This is a genomic window from Pseudotamlana agarivorans (genome assembly GCF_001642835.1).
Lineage (GTDB): Bacteria > Bacteroidota > Bacteroidia > Flavobacteriales > Flavobacteriaceae > Pseudotamlana > Pseudotamlana agarivorans.
Genome location: NZ_LXEI01000001.1, coordinates 93,205 through 112,059 on the forward strand (window position 1 = coordinate 93,205; position 18,855 = coordinate 112,059).

General features: G+C 36.0%; 15 protein-coding genes and 1 riboswitch. Of the genes, 2 read left to right on the forward strand and 13 right to left on the reverse strand.

Annotated features, from left to right (window positions below; translation table 11 throughout):
• Position 1: 1 nt before the first annotated feature.
• From cobA to A6I66_RS00445, 12 genes are all read right to left on the reverse strand, one after another.
• The gene (gene cobA, locus A6I66_RS00390; RefSeq protein WP_067144739.1) at positions 2–763 is read right to left on the reverse strand and encodes a uroporphyrinogen-III C-methyltransferase; all 762 of its coding nucleotides are present in this window, start codon (positions 761–763) and stop codon (positions 2–4) included.
• Between the two features lie 26 nt (positions 764–789).
• The gene (locus tag A6I66_RS00395; protein WP_067144741.1) at positions 790–2,880 is read right to left on the reverse strand and encodes a HEPN domain-containing protein; all 2,091 of its coding nucleotides are present in this window, start codon (positions 2,878–2,880) and stop codon (positions 790–792) included.
• Positions 2,881–3,078: 198 nt separating this feature from the next.
• Positions 3,079–4,326 (reverse strand): sulfate adenylyltransferase subunit 1, encoded by a 1,248-nt coding sequence (locus A6I66_RS00400; protein ID WP_067144743.1) that lies wholly within the window; start codon positions 4,324–4,326, stop codon positions 3,079–3,081.
• Positions 4,327–4,506: 180 nt separating this feature from the next.
• The gene (gene cysD, locus A6I66_RS00405; protein WP_262509410.1) at positions 4,507–5,430 is read right to left on the reverse strand and encodes a sulfate adenylyltransferase subunit CysD; all 924 of its coding nucleotides are present in this window, start codon (positions 5,428–5,430) and stop codon (positions 4,507–4,509) included.
• A gap of 4 nt (positions 5,431–5,434) precedes the next feature.
• Positions 5,435–6,055, reverse strand: coding sequence for a phosphoadenosine phosphosulfate reductase domain-containing protein (locus A6I66_RS00410; RefSeq protein ID WP_067144746.1), 621 nt, complete (start codon positions 6,053–6,055; stop codon positions 5,435–5,437).
• Positions 6,056–6,065: 10 nt separating this feature from the next.
• Positions 6,066–6,323: a DUF2061 domain-containing protein gene (locus tag A6I66_RS00415; RefSeq protein WP_067144748.1), complete on the reverse strand. Its 258-nt coding sequence runs from the start codon at positions 6,321–6,323 to the stop codon at positions 6,066–6,068.
• Positions 6,324–6,483: 160 nt separating this feature from the next.
• The gene (locus A6I66_RS00420) at positions 6,484–6,903 is read right to left on the reverse strand and encodes an RrF2 family transcriptional regulator (protein WP_067144750.1); all 420 of its coding nucleotides are present in this window, start codon (positions 6,901–6,903) and stop codon (positions 6,484–6,486) included.
• Between the two features lie 121 nt (positions 6,904–7,024).
• Entirely contained in the window at positions 7,025–8,050 is a 1,026-nt protein-coding gene (locus tag A6I66_RS00425; RefSeq protein WP_245683409.1) for a polysaccharide lyase family 7 protein, read from the reverse strand.
• Positions 8,051–8,160: 110 nt separating this feature from the next.
• Positions 8,161–8,955, reverse strand: coding sequence for a PhzF family phenazine biosynthesis protein (locus tag A6I66_RS00430; RefSeq protein WP_067144752.1), 795 nt, complete (start codon positions 8,953–8,955; stop codon positions 8,161–8,163).
• A gap of 12 nt (positions 8,956–8,967) precedes the next feature.
• Positions 8,968–10,137, reverse strand: a complete 1,170-nt coding sequence (locus tag A6I66_RS00435; RefSeq protein WP_067144755.1) for a trans-sulfuration enzyme family protein — start codon at positions 10,135–10,137, stop codon at positions 8,968–8,970.
• A 229-nt stretch (positions 10,138–10,366) separates the two neighbouring features.
• Complete coding sequence (gene thrA, locus A6I66_RS00440; protein WP_067144757.1) at positions 10,367–13,765, reverse strand: bifunctional aspartate kinase/homoserine dehydrogenase I; 3,399 nt, start codon at positions 13,763–13,765, stop codon at positions 10,367–10,369.
• Positions 13,766–13,823: 58 nt separating this feature from the next.
• The gene (locus tag A6I66_RS00445) at positions 13,824–15,098 is read right to left on the reverse strand and encodes an O-acetylhomoserine aminocarboxypropyltransferase/cysteine synthase family protein (protein WP_067144759.1); all 1,275 of its coding nucleotides are present in this window, start codon (positions 15,096–15,098) and stop codon (positions 13,824–13,826) included.
• Positions 15,099–15,286: 188 nt separating this feature from the next.
• A riboswitch (SAM riboswitch) is annotated at positions 15,287–15,386 on the reverse strand.
• A gap of 166 nt (positions 15,387–15,552) precedes the next feature.
• Between A6I66_RS00445 and A6I66_RS00450 the strand changes: the two genes are divergently transcribed.
• Complete coding sequence (locus A6I66_RS00450) at positions 15,553–15,954, forward strand: NosD domain-containing protein (RefSeq protein ID WP_067144761.1); 402 nt, start codon at positions 15,553–15,555, stop codon at positions 15,952–15,954.
• Between the two features lie 4 nt (positions 15,955–15,958).
• On the opposite strand, the gene A6I66_RS00455 is transcribed toward A6I66_RS00450, so the two are convergent.
• Positions 15,959–17,515, reverse strand: a complete 1,557-nt coding sequence (locus A6I66_RS00455) for a hypothetical protein (RefSeq protein ID WP_067144763.1) — start codon at positions 17,513–17,515, stop codon at positions 15,959–15,961.
• A 148-nt stretch (positions 17,516–17,663) separates the two neighbouring features.
• On the opposite strand from A6I66_RS00455, the gene A6I66_RS00460 reads away from it, so the two are divergent.
• A complete protein-coding gene (locus tag A6I66_RS00460) occupies positions 17,664–18,839 on the forward strand; it encodes a 2-isopropylmalate synthase (RefSeq protein ID WP_084399362.1) in 1,176 nt (391 codons plus the stop codon).
• Positions 18,840–18,855 lie beyond the last annotated feature (16 nt).

Here is an 18,855-nt window from a genome sequence, read left to right on the forward strand (position 1 = left end):
CCTAGGCTTCTTTTACTTCAGAATAAATACGACTTAAAACAGCGCGTTCCTTTACCACATCACCAATTACGATAATAGCTGGGGAAGAAAGCTCCTTTTTAGCAACAATATCTTGAATAGTTTCTATAGTACCAATACCTACCTTTTCATCTTCTCGAGTTCCATTTTGAATAATCGCAATGGCCGTATTTTGTTTGTTTTCAGCTGAAAAAATACTTACAATTTCATCCAGCTTACTCATCCCCATCAAAATCACAACCGTTGCAGTCGATTTAGCCGCTAAGGCCACATCGCCAGAAATTTGATGTTTTTTCGTGGTTCCAGTAATCACCCAAAAACTCTCTGATGCCCCACGTTTTGTAAGCGGAATCCCTTGATATGCTGGTGCTGCGATAGACGATGATATACCAGGAACAACAAAGGTTTCTAAACCGAATTGTCTCACATAATCAATCTCCTCGGCACCGCGACCAAAAATGAATGGATCACCACCTTTTAAGCGCACTACATGTCCTTTTTCTTTCGCCTTAGCAACAATTAAATCATTAATTTGTTCTTGCTGAAACGCATAACACCCTTTACGTTTCCCTACAAAAATAAGTTCTGCATCTTTGGCAGCATATTTTAATAAGGCTTCATTTATAAGCGCATCGTATAAAATCACATCGGCAGCCTCAATAGCTTTTATGGCTTTTAATGTAATTAAATCTTCGTCACCTGGGCCGGCGCCTACAACAGTTAATATGGGTGTTTTTTTACTCATCTTTTTCTTTTACAATGCTGGTTATATTATATAGCAGCAGTATCTTTTTCTCTAAACGCTTTTACTTTTCCTAAAAAGTCATTTGCATTATCAATATACTTTGCCGCAAACTCTTGGGTTGGTGCAAATTTATTTATTTGATATATTAAATCAGCGAAAGTAACGCCTAAATTAATTTTTCCACTAGCTACAAACTTTTCATCAAAATCTTTAATGATTCCTGCATGTGTATTTGTTTTCGCATTATCGGCTAATAATAACGCTTTCGCGGAATTAACTAGCGATTGATAAGCGTAATAAATAGCACCTGAATACACCTTGTTATCGAAAGATTCTTTAGCATTATCAATTTTTTCTTCACTTTCTAAAAATAAAGTGGCAATTAAATCGATCACTACACCAGCACATTCACCAACTCCAATTTCCTTAACGTATTCTTCTTGTGTTCCCCAATCGATAAAATCTTCTGGAGTTAAATTAGACACATCTTGTAAATCATTTAATAAATCGTAGAAATAACGATCGCCAGTTTCTTTATAATACTCAACAAACTTCTTACCGTTAGCATTGGCTTCAAAATCGTTTAAGATTCTTCTTAAAGCTTCAGGTCCTCTTTTACTTGGTACTTTCACCACTTTATCTGCAAAAGTAGCATTACCATCTCCTAAATTACCTCCACCAAGTAACACTTGTAAAGCCGGGGCAACTAATTTATCTGGCGTACGAACCGACATCCCTTGGAAACCAATATTGGCCATATTATGTTGGCCACAAGCATTCATACATCCACTAATCTTGATAACAACATCGTCGTTTTTAAGATATTGTGGGTATTCTGCTTTGATAACACGTTCTAATTCATCGGCAATACCTGTACTACTCGCAATACCTAAATTACAAGTATCTGTTCCAGGACAAGCTGTAATATCTACTGCTTTATTATATCCCGCTTCTACGAATCCTAATTTTTCTAATTCGGTGTAGAAAAACGGTACTAAATCTTCCTTAACAAAAGGAATAACGATGTTTTGACGTAATGTTAAACGTACTTCACCAGCAGCGTACTTATCAATTAAATCGGCTAATAAACGTGCTTTATCGGTATAGAAATCACCCAATAAGACTTTAATACCAATCGCTACATACCCTTCCTGCTTTTGCGGAATTAAGTTGGTAGATTTCCATAAATCGAATGCTGCTTGGTCTTTTATATCAACTTGAGGTGCTTCAACCGAAACTGGTATTGAAGGCACATAAGCATCGGCATCAATAGCCACCGATTTAAACTCAATCGCATTTTGTTCTTCATCAATTAATGCTCTAAAAGCCTCTAAACCGATATCTTTTACTAAGAATTTCATACGGGCTTTAGCACGACTTTTACGCTCACCAAAACGATCGAAAACTCTTAAAACTCCTTCCATGATTGGAATGATTTTATCGGTTTCAACAAAATCATACAACACATCGGCATGACGTGGTTGTGACCCAAGTCCACCAGCAACCATAACTTTAAATCCGCGCACACCATCTTTCACTTTAGCGATATACCCGATATCGTGTAAGTAAGACAACCCAGTATCTTCGTCTGTAGAAGAGAAAGACACTTTAAATTTACGTCCCATTTCTTGACAGATTGGGTTACGTAAAAAGAATTTAAAAATAGCATCAGCGTAAGGCGACACATCGAAAGGTTCATTAACATCGATTCCAGCCGTTTCTGAAGCCGTAACGTTTCTTACTACGTTACCACAAGCTTCACGAACTGTAACTTCATCTTTTTCTAATTCTGCCCAAAGCTCAGGAGTTCTATTTAAATCCACATAGTGAATTTGAATATCTTGACGGGTTGTGATGTGTAAACGACCACGAGAATATTCATCAGAAACCTCAGAAATTCTACGTAACTGATTACTTTTAAGTTTTCCGTAAGGAATCTTAATACGAATCATTTGTACGCCTTCTTGACGCTGACCGTAAACACCACGAGCCAAACGAAGACTTCTAAATTTTTCCTCATCAATTTTACCATTGTTGAAAAGCTCGATTTTTCTAGCTAATTCAATGATATCCTTCTCTACAATTGGGTTCTCTATTTCTGATCTAAATGTTTGCATACAATAGCCCCTCCTAACCTCCCCATTTCGACTGCCTTCAAAGCAGGCTTAGGGAGGAATTCTTACTCGGGCGGAGTAAGAATATTGTTAATAGTTTTATTTTTCAATACTTACAAAATATTTAAACTTTATAAGTTGTTTGGTCTGTTTGGTTTTACTCGCCTAGCTAATTCCCTTCGGAAGCTAGGGTGCTTTTCTCTACTGAATAAACCCTGCTGCTACCGTATTGTTACTTTGCGGATCGATTAAAATAAAAGACCCATTAGTACGGTGGTTTTTAAATTGGTCGTAAAAAATTGGTTTATTTAACTTAAAAGTTACAGAAGCAATATCATTTACGCCTAAAGAGGTAGCTCCTTCTTCAATCCCTGAATAATCTGGGTGAATTTTATGATTAATCTTATCTACCTTAGCTAATACTTTATTAACACCGTGTTGTACAATGTACTTCCCTCCAGCTGTTAAGTTAGTCGCATCCATCCAACAAACGTTAGCAGTAAATTGCTTTTCAATCGTTGGAAGATCGTCTGCTTTTACAATCATATCGCCACGACTCACATTAATATCGTTCTCTAATGTAATGGTTACAGAAGAACGTCTTGAAGCCGTTTCGTACTTTTCATCATAGAAATAAATATCTTTTATCTTCGATTTGGTTTGTGATGGAAGCACAACAATATCATCTCCAACGCTTAAATTTCCACCGTAAACTTTTCCTGCATAACCTCTAAAATCGTGAAATTCTTCAGTTTTAGGACGGATTACATACTGCACTGGGAAACGCGGTGTACCAACGTTAAAGATATCTTTTTTATCTAATTGCTCTAAATGCTCCAATAAAGCTTCACCTTTATACCAAGGCATTTTATCAGTTTTATTTACAACATTATCACCTTTTAAAGCACTTACAGGTATGAACGTAATTTTTTGATCTTGATAATCACGTTTGCTCATTAATTCTGAAAAATCAGCTTTGATCTTATTATAAATTTCTTCAGAATAATCTACTAAATCCATCTTGTTTATCGCTACTACCACGTCTTTAATACGTAATAAGTTATTGATAAAAAAGTGACGATTTGTTTGCTCGATCACCCCTTTTCTAGCATCGATTAAGATGATAGACGCTTGTGATGTTGAAGCACCAGTTACCATGTTACGTGTATATTCTACGTGACCCGGTGTATCGGCGATGATGTAACTTTTCTTTTTAGTTGAAAAATAGATATGCGCCACGTCAATGGTAATACCTTGTTCTCTTTCTGCAACTAATCCATCGGTTGCTAAAGAAAAATCTAAGTAGTCGTATCCACGTTGCTTACTTGTTTTTTCAATAGCCTCTAATTTATCGGTAGTTAATGATTTTGTATCGTAAAGAATACGTCCGATTAACGTACTTTTCCCATCATCTACACTTCCTGCTGTTGCTATTTTTAATACTTCCATAAATGAAGCCCCTCCTAACCTCCCCTGGGGGAGGAATCCTTACTCGGGCGAAGTAAGAATATTGTTAATATTTTTTACTTAGTATTAATACTATAAAATTGTATCTATATTAAGTTTTTATTTTAATCCTTTTTATCCGCAATCTTGCTAATCCCCCTTCGGGGGCTAGGGGGCTTTACTCTAGAAATACCCTTGTTGTTTACGTTTCTCCATAGCGGCTTCCGATCTTTTATCATCGATACGAGCACCACGTTCTGAAATTGAAGAATCTCTAATCTCCTCAACAACTTTGGTAATGGTAGACGCTTCCGATAAAACGGCTGCTGTACAACTCATATCACCTACGGTTCTAAAACGCACCATTTCTTCAATCACTTCTTCATGATCATCTCTATAAACTACTTCATCTTCAGCAGACCAAATCATACCATCTCTTAAGAATACTTTACGTTTGTGTGCGAAATAAATAGATGGAATTTCAATATTTTCCTTCTCGATATACGACCACACATCTAATTCTGTCCAGTTTGAAATTGGGAATACACGAACATTTTGACCGTGCTCGATATCACCATTTAACATATCGAATAACTCTGGACGTTGATTTTTTTCATCCCATTGTCCGAAATCATCACGAACAGAAAAAATACGTTCTTTAGCTCTTGCTTTTTCTTCATCACGACGTGCACCACCAATACAAGCATCAAACTTAAACTCTTCGATAGCATCTAAAAGCGTGGTAGTTTGTAGCATGTTTCTACTAGCATATCTACCAGACTCTTCTTTTACTTTGCCTTCATCAATAGAATCTTGAACGTTTCTTACAATCAATTCTAAACCTAACTCCTTACACAAACGATCTCTAAATTCGATAGTTTCTGGGAAATTATGCCCTGTGTCGATATGCATTAAAGGAAATGGCACTTTTGCAGGATAAAAGGCTTTTACCGCCAATCTTACTAATGTAATAGAATCTTTTCCTCCTGAAAATAATAACACAGGCTTTTCAAACTGTGCTGCTACTTCTCTCATAATATATATCGCTTCGTTTTCTAGCGAGTTTATATTTGATGTGTCTTTTTTCATCGTATTCTTTTTATCAATTTTATTAAGCGTGTAAACCACACTCTCTATTTTCTAATGCTTTTGTTGGGTCGAAATATTTAAACTCGTTTGGCAAGTTATTTTCCTTTAAATAGGCATCTAATTTTTCGTCTGACCAAAAGTAAAATGGACTCACTTTTAAAACGCCATCTTTACTGAGGCTAAAAATACCAATACTATTTCTAAAAGCCGTTTGCCCCTGACGTAAATTTGTAAACCAAACTTTAGGCTTGTGTTCGGCCATCGCTCTAGCAAAAGGCTCTAGCTTTACTTGCTCAGTAAATAAAGCGTGCTCTGGCTGGTCAACGGTTGGTATCCCCATAACCACATCGCGGTGCGCCGAAGTTTGTTTTGGTACATATAAAAACACATTTAAACTTAAATCTTTTATAACTTGTTCTGCGTGCTTATAAGTTTGAGGTGTATTATAACCGGTATCACACCATATCACTGGAACATCAGCTTTTACTGTACTCACCACATGTAAAATTGCAGCTTCGTATGGTCTAAAATTTGTTGTTACCACCGCCTCATTATTAAGCTCGTAAGCTTTAGCAATAATTTCAGCTGGTGTAGCATCTTTAAATGCGTTGTTTAATACCTCTATTTGATCTTCTGTAAACATAATTCTTTATTTATTTCCCCCATTTTATAGAGTTCCAAACTCTTTCATGGAAAAAGTACAACACCATTTTTGTTACTAATTCGATAGATCCTATCGAAAACGCTAAAGTTAATTCCCCGGTTACTAACCAAGAAATTAAAATCGTATCTAAAGTTCCGATAGTTCTCCAACTAAGTGATTTTACAACACTTCTTAGTGGTTTTTCACTCGCACTATCTTCTTTGTACGTAGACTTTTCTTTATTTTTCAATAACATTTGCGCAATCATTTGTTGATGTATTACATTAACCCTATCGATTTACTAGGGAATACAAATGTACTATATTTTGTTACATAAAAAAATTAATTTCAAATTTTTAGCATATTGAAAAAAATTCCACCAATAGCCTAAAAATTAGTATAAAAAAGCAATAAACATTAGGAATATTTTAGTCTTTTGGGCGAGACAAATCTGCTAAAGTGGTATTTCTGAAGACATTAAGTGTGCTATCACGTACTTGAAGCATTAATTTATTAACGCTGCAAGTATCTTCATCAACACAGTCGTCACACTTTTCGTAGTAATTCAAGCTTACACAAGGCACCATAGCAATAGGTCCTTCAAGCACACGCATCACATCGGTCATTAAAATCTCTTCAGATGGCTGTCTTAAATAATAACCACCATGTTTCCCTTTTTTAGAGCCTAGAATACCCGATTTGCGAAGTGTTAATAAAATACTTTCTAAAAATTTCTGTGGAATTTGCTCATTTTTGGCAATTTCAGCAACTTGTAAAGGCGAATCTCCTTCAGTTCGCGCTATAAACGTAAGCGCTTTTAATCCGTATTTGGTTTTTTTAGATAGCATGATGCGAAGATAAAGATTTTAACAATCTTATGACCAAAAAATTAATGGACACAAAAAAACCGTTATATTTTGAGTTGAAACACAAAACATAACGGCTTTAATTTTATACTTATATCGGCTGTTATAACGTGGTATGTGATTTTTCTAAAGCATAAAAAGTTGCTTGTACATAGTCGTTATCATCACCTGTATTGTTCTGATTATAAACACCGGCTTTAAAATACATGTATTGTCCGCCCACATTGAATCCGCTATTTGTCATATCTACCGTTTTAGATACATCAACTTTACCTTCTCTAGAAATGGTAACCGTTAAAGCATCACCTTCCACATGAATTTTATAGCTAAATTTTTCATTTAAAGCAATACCATCAGAAGGGTTAGAAGCACTATTACTTCTAGATCCAATAAGTTCATGCCACTGTTCTGAACCATTTCCATCGGTAGGTTCGTGAGCAAAATATATAGAACCCAATTCGTTATTTGGTAATTTTCTATAATAAATACGAACAGGCTCGTCGTCGTTAGCGTGTATTTGACCAACAATTACACGACCAATATGGCTATTAGTTCCTGTAGTTGTTACATGATTTACTGCTAAGGTCGCTGTCATTTCTCCGTCGTAACCATAAGCCGCATTGATATCGGCATTAGGTGCTGTTCCAAAAACCCAGTTGTTTTTAGTCACACCTTGAGTAGGGATACCTGTATTTGTTCCTCTTAACATTTCACGAAGTTCTACACGTGTATAAGAAGTATTTGTTGAAGTTTTATAACCTTCATTCGGACATTTAAACACCATACCACCATCGTCGGCTGTGTAAAAAAACACGTCATCTTCGTAGCCATTGTTTAAGGTTGCCACACTAATATTAAGCGCTGTACCATTGCCGTTATTTACAGGTACACTTAAATTCCAAGTTGATAAATCAAAATTTTCAGAAGGTGCTAGGTTCGGGTTCAGCTCGCCGTTATCGTTTTCCTCTTCTGGATCAGTCTCTCCCTCTGGCTCCTTATCCTCTTCAGGTTCCGGAGTTGTAGGGGTTTCTTCTTGTTCATCTTCAACTAAATCATCAGTAGAACTACTGCAGTTAAAGGTTAAAAAGGAAACCAAAAGTAAGACAAAAAGGTAGGGCAGTTTCTTCATAGCTAAGTGCATTTATTATAAAATAAAACGGTGCAAAGATACAAATAACTGGTTGACCAATTTGCAAGACTTCTGTTAAAGTCTTTGTAAAGTTCACAAAGTCTTATTATTTAAAATGACCAATCAATGAGCATTTCGGACATGATAACACAGTCTCCTCGAAGCAAAACCCTTTGATTATCAACAATCTCACAATGAACAACCCCGCCACGTGTCGAGGCTTGATATCCTACAAGTGTTGATTTATTGAGTTTTTTAGCCCAAAAACTAGCTAAATAACAATGTGCTGAACCCGTTACAGGGTCTTCATCTATTCCTATAGCTGGACCAAATACTCGAGACACAAAATCGTAGTGTTCATGTTCCGATTTTGCTGTAATCACAACTATTTTTTTATGATACGATAATAGCAAACCAAAATCTGGTTTGAAGTTTTTCACATGATCTTCATCGGCTAACTCTAAAACACACCAATCTTTATCAACGTTTATAGATAAGGGTTTTTCATTTAGAAATTTCTCAAGTAACAAATCTGGTTCATTTACAGGCTCCAAGTTCCCTAAGGGGAAATTCATTTCTAGTACAGTATCCTTCTTTTCAACCTTTAAAATCCCACTTTTAGTTTCAAACTCCAAAACTTTATTTGGAACATGAAGTTTATCAAACAAGATTTTAGCCGTCGCCAAGGTAGCATGACCGCATAAATCAACTTCGTTAGTAGGCGTAAACCACCTTAATTGAAATGTCTCGCCTGTAGGCACAACAAAAGCGGTTTCCGAAAGGTTAACTTCCTGAGCTATTTTGAGATAATCCTTATCGGAAAGTTCCTGTTCCAAAATACAAACCCCAGCAGGATTTCCACAAAAAGGGGTATCTGTAAAAGCGTCAACTGTAAAAAGTCTCATGATTAATAATTCTTAACCTAAAGCTTGTTTTAAATCGGCAATAATATCATCGACATGCTCTAATCCTGCCGAAATACGCACAGAACCGTCGGTAATCCCAACAGCAGCCTTAACTTCTGGCTCTACTTTAGCGTGTGTGGTACTTGCTGGATGCGTTACAATAGTTCTAGTATCACCTAAATTGGCTGAAAGCGAACACATTTTTATATTATCGAAAAAGGCGCGACCGCCTTCTACCCCACCTTCTACTTCAAAGGCTACAATACTACCACCTAAACGCATTTGTTTTTTAGCAATATCGTACTTAGGGTGTGATTTTAAAAACGGATATTTCACCCATTTTACCTTTGGATGTGCCTCTAAAAACTCGGCTATTTTTAGTGCATTTTCACAATGCTTATCGGTTCGTACTGCCAAAGTTTCAAGGGATTTTGATAGCACCCAAGCATTAAAAGCACTCATTGCAGGCCCTGTAAGGCGGGAAAACAAGTAAATCTCTCTAATTAATTCCTTTGAACCCACCGTTATGCCGCCGAGAACACGACCTTGACCATCCATTAATTTAGTTGCCGAATGAATCACTAAATCAGCGCCATGTTTAATCGGATTTTGTAAATAAGGTGTAGCAAAACAGTTATCGATAACCAATAAAAGTCCGTGTTTTTTACAAATAGCACTAAGTAAATCTAAATCTAAAACATCCACTCCTGGGTTGGTTGGTGTTTCGGCATAAATAAATTTAGTATTCGGTTGAATCAAACTTTCTATGGTGTCTACTTCATTAATATTAAAGTAAGAACATTCAATATTCCATTTTGGGAAATATTTGGTAAACAAACCGTGTGTAGCCCCAAAAACTGAACTACAAGATACCACATGATCCCCAGCATCTAATAAGGTTGCAAACGTTGAAAACACAGCTGCCATTCCACTAGCGAACGCATAACCAGCCTCAGCCCCTTCCATTAAACAAACTTTTTCTACAAATTCGTTCACATTCGGGTTGCTATAGCGGCTGTATAAATCACGTTGTTTCTCTTCAGCAAACGAAGCACGCATTTCCTCGGCATCATCAAACACAAAGCCTGAGGTTAAATACAAAGGCACTGAATGTTCAGAAAACTGAGTCGTTTCCGATTGGGTTCGTACTGCTAAAGTTTCAAATTTCTTGTTATTACTCATAGTTCGTTTTAATCATTTATTTTATGGCATTTCCCTATCGGGGCGGGCTATCCTCTAAATCTTCTTTCGTCTTTTTGGAGGCGAAAAAAGGCTCCCTAATGCGCTTATCTACAAAGTTAGTTTTTTATAACCCAGCTTACTGTTTATCTAGTAAACTCTTGATATTTTCTAAACCTTCTTTGGACATATATTTTTTACACTTCTTGAGATTCCCGCCTTCGTAGGAATTTTAATTAATGTGTTTCGATAATCGTAAAATATCTCCAAACACGCCTCTTGCGGTTACTTCGGCTCCTGCTCCTGCACCTTGAATGACGATAGGCTGCTCGCCATAGGATTCGGTGAAAATTTCAAAAATCGCATCCGAGCCTTTCACGTGGCCTAAGGTACTGTCTTCTGGAATGGATACCAATTTCACTTCTAGTTTTCCTTTGTCCTTGGACAAATCACCAGATAAATCACCTACATAACGTAATACATGATCTGGTTTCTGATTGTCCTTTATTTCCTGATATTGGTCGTCTAAAACATCTAATTGGGCTAAAAACTCGGCAACAGAAATATTTTGATACGCCTCTGGAATAAGGTTTTGTACCGAAACATCTTCAAATTCATTTTGTAAATCTAACTCTCTGGCAAGGATAAGCAGTTTTCTAGCCACATCATTTCCAGAGAAATCTTCACGCGGATCTGGTTCTGTAAAGCCTTTATCGATGGTTTCCTGAATAATCTCACTAAACGGCTTGTTTTCCACAGAAAAATTATTGAACAAGTAACTTAAAGTTCCAGAAAACACGCCACGAATTCTAGTGATATTTTCTCCCGATTCGTGTAATAATTTGATGGTATCGATAAGCGGAAGTCCTGCTCCTACTGTTGTTTCGTATAAATATTGTTTATTATTCTCCTTTAACTTTACACGTAACGCTTTATAAAAATCATGCGATACGGTGTTGGCTACTTTATTTGAAGACACCAAGTCGAAACCTGCTTCAATAAGTGGCACGTAATTTTCGTAAAACTTCGGACTAGCCGTATTATCAACCGCGATTAAGTTTTCTAAATGATGTTTTTTTGCAAAGGCAATGATATCGGCAATCGAACTTTCGTTGTTTGTTGTTTTTATATCATCTTCCCATGTGAGCTCAACGCCATTTTTAGATAACAGTTGTTTTTTAGAATTCGCAATAGCAAACATATTTAAGTTGATGCCTTTACGTTTTTCTATATCGTCTTTAGATTTTAATATCTGATTGATTAGTGCACCACCAACACCACCGTGGCCAAAAATAACAATGTTTATCTTTTTAGAAATACCAAAAACTTCACCGTGAATCACGTTAACGGCTTTATGAAGATCGTGTTTTTTAACCACCAAACTCACGTTTTTACCTGTTACCGTGTTATTAAATAATAGCGGTGTAATTTGGTTTTTAATTAAGGCATTGAAGGGTTTATGAAATGAACTCAGCTCAATACCAACAATGGAAATCACCGAAACATCGTCCACCACATCAATTTTATTCACGTCTTGAGAATAGAAATCACCTTCAAACTCACGCTCTAACGCTATAACCGCCTGAGTGGCCTGATCGGAATTGATAATCAATCCGATACCGCGCTCCGAAGAACCTTGAGACACGATACTCACACTAATACCGTAGTTACTTAAGGCCTTAAAAATTCGGGCATCAACACCAATTTTACCTAGTAAGCCGCGGCCTTCAAAATTTAAAAGCGCTACATTATCTAAAACTGAAAGCGATGTCACTTCTTTAGTACTAGGTCTTGCAGTAATTAGAGTTCCTTCATCATCAGGATTGAAAGTATTTAAAATACGAAGACTGATATTTTTTTCAACTAAAGGGATAATGGTTTTAGCGTGTAATACGGACGTTCCGAAGTTAGCCAACTCATTCGCTTCACTAAAAGACAGCTCTCTAATTTGTTGCGCATCGGCCACCATACTTGGGTCTGCGGTATAGATACCATTAACGTGGGTATAATTTTGAAGCTCTTCAGCATCTAAATAATTTGCAATTAAAGCGGCTGTATAGTTACTCCCGTTTCTCCCTAAAGTTGTGGTTTCATTCTTTAAGTTAGACGCGATAAATCCTGTAATGATATTCACGGCATCTTTATGCTTCTTAAAAAAAGCTTGGGTATTTTCTTTAGATAACTTGGCTAAAGGCTGTGCGTTTCCAAAAACCTCATCGGTTTTAATCAAATCACGAGAATCGGTGGCATTTGCTTTAATACCGCGCTCGTTTAGAATGCTTGTAATAAGTTTTACCGATAGCAATTCGCCTTGAGCCAAAATATTATCCTTGGTTTTACTACTGTAATCCCCTAATAAACTCACCCCTTCAAAAAGCTTGTCTAATACAGCAAACTCTTCTGAGAAATCTACCGTTTTAGAAGGCTCGGTTTGGTAAGCTTTAAAAGCTTCTAAGGCTTCCTTATACGTTTCACCTTTGGCGGCTTTGTTTAAAATCGCTTCCAAATCGTCGGTAGCCGATCCTCTTGCAGAAACTACCACACTAATACGATCACCGGCAGCTACTTTATTTTCTATAATGGAAAGCACGGTATTTAAACCTGTCCCGTTTGCTAAAGATTTGCCTCCAAATTTTAATACTTTCATTCTTTTTCTTTTAGAATTTGGCACAAAAATGCCTTCTATTATTTTTTCAAGTTGGTCGTACTCCATTAAAAACGCATCGTGACCATGAACCGAATTAATTTCGTTGTATGTCACGTTAGGATGCGTTAAAGCCAACTGTTTTTGAGTTTCTCTATTTTCTTCTGCGGTAAAAAACAAATCGGAATCCACACCTATAATATGAATATTAGCCTCAATATTTTCTAACACATTGAAGTTTTCAGTTCTCCCTTTGGTAACATCAATGGTTTTAAGGAGCTGATTCATTAATTTATAAGCTGATAGCTGAAAACGTTCTTGCAACTTGTCGCCATGATGCAACAGCCAACTTTCCACATTAAAAATCTCTAAATCATCATTTTTAGACCGCTGAAAACGCTCTTTAAACGATTCCGGCGTACGGTAACATAACATGGCATGCATGCGCGCATCGTGAACCGGATGCTTCGAGTTTAATAAGAACTGCTCCTGAATCTGACAATTTGCAATAAGCCAATCGGTAGATTTCCAATCGGTTGCTACCACGACCAAATGCTCGGTTAAATCTGGTTTTAAAACAGCCATTTCCCAAGAAATTCCGCCACCTAGCGACCCGCCAATGACAGCAAATAATTTTCCTGTTTTTAGCTTTTCTAATCCGATTAGAAATAGGTTGGCTATATCTCTAGCTACAAAATCCTTGTAATTATCAATAACAAATCCATCAAATCCATTTCCAGGGATATTAAAAGCCAAAATGGTGTAAAGCTTCGTATCGACCACTTTATCATCACCAATTAAATCGCTCCACCAGCCGCCTTTTCCAGCTACATGACTATTCCCCGTAAGGGCGTGGTTTACTAAAATAATGGGCGCTTCACCAATGGGTTTACCAAAAACTTGATAACTTAAATTGATTTCCGAGTTTACCGTGTCATTTTCGGTTACAAAATCTTTAATCTTAATATGTTGCAAAGGATGCTCCAATGAGTTATGTTTTAATAAGGTTTATGTTCTCGCTTTCGCGGAATTAAAAATCTTTTATTTAAATGGTTTTAAAAGCTTGAACTAAATCTGCTTTTAAATCTTCTATATCTTCAATACCCACAGACAATCTAATCAAATCACTAGACACCCCTGCTGAAGCTTGTTCTTTTTCATCAAGTTGTTGGTGCGTTGTGCTGGCTGGATGAATAATTAAAGATTTAGTATCTCCAATATTAGCCAATAAAGAGAACAATTTGGTGTTATCTGCTATTTTTTTTGCTGCTTCAAAACCGCCTTTATGTCCGAAAGTTATAATCCCACTTTGTCCTTTAGGCAAATATTTATCGGCTAACTTTTTATAGGCGTTACTTTCTAGTCCAGGGTAATTCACCCAAGCAACTTCATCTTGAGCCTCTAGCCATTTAGCTAGTTCCAAGGCGTTTTCACTATGTTGTTTAATTCTAACTGGTAAAGTTTCTAAACCTTGTAAAATTTGAAAGGCGTTAAACGGACTTAAAGCACCGCCAAAGTCTCTTAAACCTTCCAAAATTAATTTGAAGGTGTAAGCTGCAGCACCTAAAGCCTCATGATATACCAATCCGTGGTATCCCGCTGAAGGCTCTGTAAATTCTGGGAATTTTCCATTCGCCCAATCAAAATTACCTGCATCAATAATGGCTCCTCCTAAGGAAGTTCCTTGTCCGCCAATATATTTTGTTAACGAATGAATTACAATATTCGCTCCGTGCTTAATAGGGTTTAGCAAAGCTGGTGTGGCCACGGTATTGTCTACAATAAATGGCACCCCCGCCGCCTTAGAATGCTCGGCAATGGCTTCTAGATCTAATACATCTAATTTTGGATTCCCTAATGATTCTACAAAAAAGGCGCGCGTATTGTCTTTTACAGCATCCTTAAAATTATCTGGTTCAGATGCATCTACAAAGGTCGTTGTAATGCCTAACCTTGGCAAAGTCACGCTTAGTAAATTATAGGTACCACCATACAAGCTGCTAGAAGCTACGATATGATCACCCGCTTTTAATAAAGTTAATAATCCAGTTGAAATAGCCGATGTTCCCGAAGCAAAAACCACAGCGCCAATTCCGCCTTCCACAGCCGCTAAACGGTCTTGTAAAATTTGATTGGTAGGGTTGTTTAATCGGGTGTAAATAAATCCTAATTCTTTTAATGAAAAAAGATTCGCCGCATGATCTGAATCATTGAAAACATACGAAGACGATTGGTAAATTGGAACCGCTCGTGTTCCGCCATTGGCTGCAAAATCATGCCCTGCGTGTAAGGCGTCTGTTGCTAATTTTTGTGTACTCATTTTTCTAATTTTTTTAGTTAATAATAATCCCCGAAATAGCGAGGATGAAAATTTCAAAGGATTCAGAAAAAATAAACATTTCTGAAAGACTTTGATAAACCAAAAAGCCAAAATGCACGGTTTTAAGCGTGTACCTAATAGAAAAATGTTATAAAGAATTTAGAAATTATAGAAAAAATAATTTCGTTTTGTTATCTATCCGTTAGGGTAGAATTTAGCACCTTCTTTACAGATAAAGGGTTGCTAAGGCTTCATTGGGTCTAATCCCTCTGCCTTTCTTGATAACATTTCAGTAAGTTTTTTTGAACTTTGTGAATGCAAATATTCGTTCAGAAAAAGTTAATATCCAAATTTTTTAGGGGTTATTTTAGTTTTTAAGATTTAATTATGAAAAAACAAAGTCGTAAACGCAACCTTTTTGATAATAGAACATCTTCTTTTAAAATCCCAAATTATGAATGCTATTTTCAATAAAATTATCTTATTACCTCTCTTTATTGCCGTTTTAAGCTGTGAAAAAAATGACGATTTCGATGCGTCTTTTGAAGAAGCTTCTCCAGCCCGTTGGGAACTAATCGCCACTTACATTGAGGGTCAAGAAACACAATATATGATTGAAATCGAAGATGGCATTCACTACAATTTTTCAAACAATGGCACCTTTACATCTAATCATACTGAAGGCACCAAATCTGGAGTCTTCTACATGGAAGCCAATAATTTGATTTTAAGCTTTGCAGACACTACTGATTTTGAATACAGAACCAGTGAAACACAACCATTAACATTAGCTAAAAATACCGTTATTTCGGTGGAAGGACAACGCTATATTCATAAAAAAGCCATCTCCTTATAAACTATTATTCGTTGGTGTTTTGCTGCATTAAATGAAACTTGTTACGAATAATCTCGCCTATCGGTTTGTTTTCAATTTTGGATTCTAACCAAGAAATAATATCTAAATATAAAAAAGCACGGCTTTGGTAAGGATCATTCTCAAACTCCTTTAATTTCTTATGTAGTTTGATAAATTCATTCTTAACCTCATGCGGATAAATATCACCCAGTCCACGTAAAAACTTAATAAACTCCTTCTGTACCTCATATAAATCTTCCATTTTAATTAAAAACTTATAGGTACTTTTTATTAGGACGTCAAGGTTATAATCTAAGCCCGCTTCATAATGAGCCACCAAGTTTAGGATGCGCGAAAAACACAATAAGTCTTCTCGCATTTGAAGTGATTTATTACTTATAATCTTTTCCAAGTAGTAAATACATTTACGATTATCGCCGGCTCCAAAATACATGCTCGCCATTTTGTAATAAAACACCATAACGTGATGCTCATCAATACGGTCTTTAAACTTTTTTAGGCGCTCTAAAACCTCGTCTATTAAAGGTAAGCCTTCATTAAAACTTCCTTCAATAAAATGTAAATTGAATTTATTATTATAAATGAACAAAAAACTTAGGCCTTCCAAGTTATCATCAACAGGAAACCATTTTTCTCGGGTTATGGCTTCAAATCGAAATAATGCCTCTTTAAACTTTTTATACTGTCTTAAGTAATAAAGTGATTCTAACAAATAGTTATTGCCTCTTAAGAAAAACACAGGATTCAAAAGAATCATATCTTTATTTTCGTAAAACAACTCCACCCATTTTTTAGAATATTTATAGCAGGCTAAAAAATCATGAATTAAAAAACTGTACCATAGTCGGGCTTTGTAAAGCCATAACTTTTCTCTGAATCCTAATTCGTTAATATCGAATTTTGGCAATCGGGCATTAAAGTATTCGGTGATACGAGTGGTTTCAGCTTTATTCTTAACGTACCCAGTTTTTAAAAACTGACCGTATAATTGAAGGGATAAATTAGACAGTTTACTCGCCAATACATTCTGGCGGCTTAATTCTTTGGCTTCAATAGATAATTGGTCGGCTCTATTATTAAGACTACGCGTGATGTATTGCGACTCTATAATTTTTTCAAGATCAACAATTTCATAAGCCGCATTTTTTTCTTCATTAACAATAGCAAGATTCTTCGCCTTATCCAATATTTTCAAACTTTGCTTATAAAGTCCTTTATGATATAGAATGGTTGCAAAATCGAGCTGTTCACGAATTTGTATACGAATGTCTTGATGCGACGGGTTTAATCGTAGGCTAATTAAAATCTGCTTATACAAATGCGCCTTTAAATTAGACAGTTGTTGTTTTTTTACGATGCCTTTTTTTAATATCGCAGCTTCATCATAAACAGATAGCTTATCTAAAATATTAAATAGCATCAAAAACTTAGAATCTTCATTCACCCCCAAACGACCAACATAAAGCTTAAATTGGCGTTTTTCGGATTTAGAAAGTGACTTAATTAAAACAAATAAATTATCTTTTTGATCTCTTGTCATAGTTATAAAAACAGATGTAAATCTCTGTTTTACAGAATGTTAAATGTTATATCAATGTGTTTAACATCGTAAAAAACAAATGTAGAATTCAATTTTTACAAAACCAAAATATACATTCGTAGCACAATACGAAAATATATTTTAATAAATGTCTGATAATAAAGTCCAAATTTTTGATACAACCCTTAGAGACGGTGAGCAGGTCCCAGGATGTAAACTTAACACTGAACAAAAATTAATTATAGCTGAGCAGCTTGATTATTTAGGCGTTGATATTATTGAAGCTGGTTTCCCTGTGTCTAGTCCGGGTGATTTTAAGTCGGTTGTAGAAATTTCAAAAATTGTAAAAAACGCTACAGTTTGTGGTTTAACACGCTCTGTAGAAAACGATATAAAAGTAGCTGGTGAAGCTTTAAAGCTAGCCAAAAAAGGGCGTATCCATACTGGAATTGGAACTTCCGAATCACATATAAAATTTAAGTTTAACTCAACTCAAGACGCGATTATAGAGCGTGCTGTAAAAGCCGTTGCTTACGCAAAAACTTTTGTTGAAGATGTTGAGTTTTACGCCGAAGATGCTGGTAGGACGGATAATGCTTATTTAGCACGTATCTGCGAAGAAGTGATTAAAGCAGGTGCTACGGTTTTAAACATTCCTGATACAACAGGATACTGTTTACCTAGTGAGTATGGTGCTAAAATTAAATACCTTAAAGAAAATGTAAAAGGTATCGATAAAGCGATTTTATCATGCCACTGTCATAACGATTTAGGATTGGCTACAGCAAATTCTATTGAAGGTGTTATTAATGGTGCGAGACAAATTGAATGTACTATTAATGGTATTGGCGAGCGTGCAGGAAACACAGCTTTAGAAGAAGTGGTGATGATCCTTAAACAACACCCTTACTTAAATCTTGATACGAACATAAAAACTGAAATGCTTTACGGTTTAAGTCAGTTAGTTTCAGATAGTATGGGTATTTACACGCAACCAAACAAAGCGATTGTAGGAGCTAACGCTTTTGCTCACAGTTCTGGAATTCATCAAGATGGGGTGATAAAAAACCGTGAAACTTACGAAATTATCGACCCTAAAGATGTTGGTGTAACCGAATCGGCTATTGTTTTAACAGCACGTTCAGGTAGAGCAGCCCTTGCATACCGAGCAAAAAATATAGGATATGAATTAACAAAACTTCAGTTGGATGAAATCTATACAAGCTTTTTAGATTTCGCCGATAAGAAAAAAGAAGTTGATGATAATGACATCCACAAAATCATAGAAAGCAGTAGAATTTATAAAGAAATTATTTCTGCTTAACATGCAAATCTGTTTG

Coding starts and splice junctions, on each gene's coding strand:
- cobA (WP_067144739.1), bottom strand. CDS start 763: ATGAGTAAAAAAACACCCATATTAACTGTTGTAGGCGCCGGCCCAGGT.
- A6I66_RS00395 (WP_067144741.1), bottom strand. CDS start 2,880: ATGCAAACATTTAGATCAGAAATAGAGAACCCAATTGTAGAGAAGGAT.
- A6I66_RS00400 (WP_067144743.1), bottom strand. CDS start 4,326: ATGGAAGTATTAAAAATAGCAACAGCAGGAAGTGTAGATGATGGGAAA.
- A6I66_RS00410 (WP_067144746.1), bottom strand. CDS start 6,055: ATGTTTACAGAAGATCAAATAGAGGTATTAAACAACGCATTTAAAGAT.
- A6I66_RS00415 (WP_067144748.1), bottom strand. CDS start 6,323: ATGATTGCGCAAATGTTATTGAAAAATAAAGAAAAGTCTACGTACAAA.
- A6I66_RS00420 (WP_067144750.1), bottom strand. CDS start 6,903: ATGCTATCTAAAAAAACCAAATACGGATTAAAAGCGCTTACGTTTATA.
- A6I66_RS00425 (WP_245683409.1), bottom strand. CDS start 8,050: ATGAAGAAACTGCCCTACCTTTTTGTCTTACTTTTGGTTTCCTTTTTA.
- A6I66_RS00430 (WP_067144752.1), bottom strand. CDS start 8,955: ATGAGACTTTTTACAGTTGACGCTTTTACAGATACCCCTTTTTGTGGA.
- A6I66_RS00435 (WP_067144755.1), bottom strand. CDS start 10,137: ATGAGTAATAACAAGAAATTTGAAACTTTAGCAGTACGAACCCAATCG.
- A6I66_RS00445 (WP_067144759.1), bottom strand. CDS start 15,098: ATGAGTACACAAAAATTAGCAACAGACGCCTTACACGCAGGGCATGAT.
- A6I66_RS00450 (WP_067144761.1), top strand. CDS start 15,553: ATGAATGCTATTTTCAATAAAATTATCTTATTACCTCTCTTTATTGCC.
- A6I66_RS00455 (WP_067144763.1), bottom strand. CDS start 17,515: ATGACAAGAGATCAAAAAGATAATTTATTTGTTTTAATTAAGTCACTT.
- A6I66_RS00460 (WP_084399362.1), top strand. CDS start 17,664: ATGTCTGATAATAAAGTCCAAATTTTTGATACAACCCTTAGAGACGGT.